The 3,690-nt window shown below is 49.8% G+C and carries 2 protein-coding genes; both read right to left on the bottom strand.

All coding sequences use genetic code 11. The annotated features are described in order from the left end of the window. On the bottom strand, nt 1-1,350 hold a 1,350-nt coding region (locus QUA47_RS30395), incomplete at its 3' end, for a calcium-binding protein (protein ID WP_333433558.1). Between the two features lie 318 nt (nt 1,351-1,668). Next, nucleotides 1,669-3,381: a pentapeptide repeat-containing protein gene (locus QUA47_RS30400; RefSeq protein ID WP_333433559.1), complete on the bottom strand. Its 1,713-nt coding sequence runs from the start codon at nt 3,379-3,381 to the stop codon at nt 1,669-1,671. Nucleotides 3,382-3,690: the final 309 nt, after the last annotated feature.

Here is a 3,690-nt window from a genome sequence, read left to right on the forward strand (position 1 = left end):
TTCCTCAACGAAATGCGAGGCGTTAAATTGACGCACCCCTTGAACCACAGCTAGCGTTTCCGCTTGAGAAATCGGAATTCCGGCTTCAGGCGTGACGTAGATCCGAGTGCTCGGAGTAGCAGCCCCGTTAACTGTCAGCGAGATGTTCTGGAACGATAGCTGCTCAAAGGTAATCCCCTCCAGTAAGAAGTAGTCAGTCCCTTTCACGAAGTCAACGATGTAGTCACCAGCAGGAGCAGCAACGATCGGCTCACCGGGATCGATTGGTTCGGGCTCAAAATCGGTAAACAGCAACTGGAAGTAGTCGGTGTCAGCCCCGCCGGTTAGCGTGTCGCGGGCGGTTTGAGTTTCCGCATCTTCACCGCCAAAAAGCAGGTCAATGCCAGCACCACCGATGATGCGGTCAACACCTGCACCGCCATCTAGGAAGTCATCGCCTCCACCACCATTGAGGACATCATTGCCAGCCAGTGTTTCAGCAACTCCGTAGTCGCCATAGATAGTGTCATTGCCACCCAGGCCACTGAGGTTGTCATTGTCCTCGCCGCCATCAATGAAGTCGCCTTCAGTGCCACCCGTGATGTTTTCTAAGCCAGCGCCACCGTAAAGGCTGCTAGAGCCAGCGCCACCGTTGAGAAGGTCATTGCCAGCGCCACCATCGAGGAAGTCAATGCCATCGCCACCATCGAGACTGTCATTTCCGGCATAGCCGTAGAGGGTGTCGTTACCGTTGCCGCCAACCAGGGTATCGTTGCCGCCACCGACTAAGCTGTCGGCTTCTCCGTAGAGGGTGTCGTTCCCGGCGCCTCCAACCAGGGAATCTGCACCGCCAAAAATTTCGCCTTTTTCATCATCGCCGTAGAGTTCGTCATCGGTAGAGCCACCAATAACGGTGTCATCGCCAACACCGCCCAATCCTGTGTCCTCGAAACCCACATAGATTAGGTCTTGTCCAGCCCCACCATCAAGGTAATCTTTGCCATCGTTGGCATCGTTGGCATTTGATCCTCCGTACAGGGTGTCATTGCCATCCTCGCCATACAAGGAGTCTTCGCCTGAATCGCCAAAGAGTTGATCGGCTCCGATTCCACCATGCAGGGTGTCCTTCTCCAGCCCACCGTAGAGGAAGTCGTTACCATTCTCACCATATAGATCGTCTTCGCCGTTTTCTCCAAAGATGCGATCGACTCCAGCACCGCCATATATAGTGTCTTTGTCCTCTCCACCGTAGATGCTGTCGTTACCGCCTAAGCCAGACAGCAGATCTTCCTTACCAAAGCCGCGAATTATGTCGGCGTTATTGGTTCCGGTCAGAGTATCGGACTCTTGAGTTCCATTTCTGGTAGCCATAATTTTCTCCTGTTGTTATGTAAGTGTGTCGTAGTGTTATGTGAACTGGCGACATCGCACAAAAGTGATTAGTGCACCCTAGAATTCGGTGCTTCGTTACCGCTGGCAACCCTCACCATTTCCCCCCTTTCCAACGTTGAAAAGGGGGGTGCCAAGGCATGGAGAGGAAAAATAAAACGCGAGAAATCATCACAAAGACTCCGGTTGATATAATTTCCGGTCGATCGCCTTAATAGAAATATCGAAAAGCCTTACTGTCAAAGCATTGTCATTATGGGTCCAGCGAAGCGGAGGGAATTGCTCGGACTTGATAGGAGGTTACGAGAACTGGAAGATTGGACGATTGGTCGAGCTGATATTGGTGCTGACATTAGCCGCCGTAAACGAAGTGTTGGCTAGGGTGATCAACAGCGCGCCTGTGCCAAAACCGGCATCACCAGCAATGCCATTGCCCGATCGCAATAGAGTGTTCGCACCAGATTGCACCACATCGATCGCTGCAATGGCACTGAAGGATAGAATGTCTCCGCTAGCTCCGAGGGTGAAACCATTAACGCGATCGGAACCATCACCACTGCGGTAGTAAATGGTATCTCTCCCACCACCGCCTGTGAGGGTGTCATTTCCCGCACCACCAAACAACCCATCATTGCCCGGGCCGCCTGTCAGGATATCAGCACCACTGCCGCCATCCAGGTAATCATCCCCGTCACCGCCATTGATGGAGTCATTGCCGTCCATCGCGAAGATATTATCTTTGCTGCTGGTTCCAGTTATGGTGTCGTTACTGCCAGTCCCGATCGTCAGACCCACGACATCCACTGCATTGACCCCGGTCAGGTTCGCCCCGACCATCGTGGCATCGGTGAAGTTGGCTTTGACCAGGTTGGCATTAGTTAAGTTGGCATTAGTGAAGTTGGCACCGATAAAACTCCCCACTTCCAGGCTGGCACCTGTCAGATTGGCGTTTGTAAAGTTGGTCAGGGGATCTCCAACCGCCTCCTTCAGGTTTGCGCCTGCCAGGTTTGCCCCTGTAAAGTTGGCTCCAGCCACATTACTCTTCTCAATAAAAGCGTTGTCTAACTGGACTCCACCCGTCAGGTTAGCGCCAACGAGAATTGCTCCACTCAGGTTGGCATTGCTGAGATCGGCACCAACCATCCTTGCATTGCTCAAATCTGCACCCTTCAGGTCTATGCCTTCTGCAATCACCTGAGTCAGGTTCGCGTTTTTCAACTCAGAATCTGCGAAACTAGCACCGCCCATTTGAGTGCGCGTACCATTTGCATGGGCGCTGAAGTCAGCACCAGCCAGATTGACATCTTCGGCACTAAAGCCAGTCATATTGGCTCCGCGAAAGCGAGAAGTTGTCCCTGTCAATCCATCGGGTGGCTCGGTATCCGTCAGATTAACTCCACTCAGGTTGGCAAGGTCAAAGATGGCGTTGCTGAGGATAATGTCTGTGAAATTAGTCGATGCGTCGAATTGAGCGCCGGTAAAGTTCGCATTGATCAACAAGGTGCCTTCGAGACCAGCACCCTGGAATTTGGCATTCGTCAAATTGGCACCCGTAAAGTCAGCCGCTTTCAGATTCGCCTTATAGAAATCAGCACCCGTAAAGTTTGCTGCTCTTAGGTTCGGTCGGTTCGACTGTTCGCCGCTGAGATTGGCCTCATGGAGAATGGCATTGGTCAGGTTGGCGTTGGAAAGGTTGATGAATTTTGTGCTGATCAGCGACAGATTTACTCCAGTTAGGTTTGCGCGACTGAAATTAACGTTTTCTAACGTCGCTTTATAAAAATTCGCCGGTTGAAAGTTGGTATTGGCAGCAAAGATGGCATTCGTTGCATCTACATTCAGCAGAAATGCCTCTTCAAAGTTGGTACCTCTGAGTTGAGTGGAAATACCTTGAGCGTTGCGCGTGAACAAGACGTTTTCTAGTCGGGCTTTGAAGAATGTGGAACCATTCAGGTTTTGTCCACTAAAGTTATTGCCGATCAGGTTTTGATTGCTAAAGTTTTGCGCTACCATTTGTAGTTACCCAAAAGTGAAAACTTAGGATTGAAGAGCATGAAGGAATTGGCTTTGACTTTAGACTTTAGACTCAAATATTTTTAATAGCTGAATCTGGTTTACATCTTATGAGCCTCCCAAATTTCCCACAAGTGGCTAATCCTTTTCTTTGCACAATCTTTACAAAAAAGCACACTTTTATAAAGATTGTGTTATTTAATTCTCAAAAAGCATAAACTTTATAAAAAAAATCAGTATTTTTACATAAAAAAGCACAAACTAATTCTGACTATTCGCTGTTATACCATTCGTCAGGGCAACGCTCTT

This window comes from Microcoleus sp. MON2_D5 (assembly GCF_036701905.1).
Classification (GTDB): Bacteria; Cyanobacteriota; Cyanobacteriia; order Cyanobacteriales; family Microcoleaceae; genus Microcoleus.